The following is a 456-nucleotide window of genomic DNA, read 5'->3' on the forward strand; positions in this document are numbered from 1 at the left end:
GAACGGCCGGGGCGCGGAGGCGCCGGGGCGGGGTTCGACGGCCCCGCGTCCGGGGGTCCGCGGGGCCGGTGGTCCCGGGGCACGGTGGCGGCGGCACCCACGGGGACAATCCACCGAATCTGTCATATATCCGCTTAAGCTGACTCTCACCTTGTGGTACTTCGATCCGGGAAGGGGTTGCCCCTCCGTGCCCGCAGATCTCACCGTCCTCGGCCTGGGACACCTCGGGCTTCCCGCCGCCCGCGCCGCCGTCTCGGCGGGGCTGGCCACCCTCGGCTGGGACCCCGACCCGGCCGCCGTGGCGGCCCTGACCGCCGGTCGATCCCCGATCGAGGGCGTCCTCACCACCGCCGAGGTGCGCCGGATGCTCGCCGCCGGGTTCGTCGGCACCACCGACCCCGGCGACCTCGACCGGGTGCGCGTCGCCCTGTTGTGCTCCCCCACCGCCCCCGGGTC

General features: G+C 75.7%; 1 pseudogene. It reads left to right on the plus strand.

The window, feature by feature from the left end:
- Positions 1 to 187: 187 nt before the first annotated feature.
- Positions 188 to 456: pseudogene (locus FOE67_RS28295) on the plus strand (nucleotide sugar dehydrogenase); the annotation flags it as partial.

Origin of the sequence: Streptomyces calidiresistens (assembly GCF_014141525.1) — a bacterium.
In the GTDB taxonomy this organism is placed as follows: Bacteria; Actinomycetota; Actinomycetes; order Streptomycetales; family Streptomycetaceae; genus Streptomyces; species Streptomyces calidiresistens.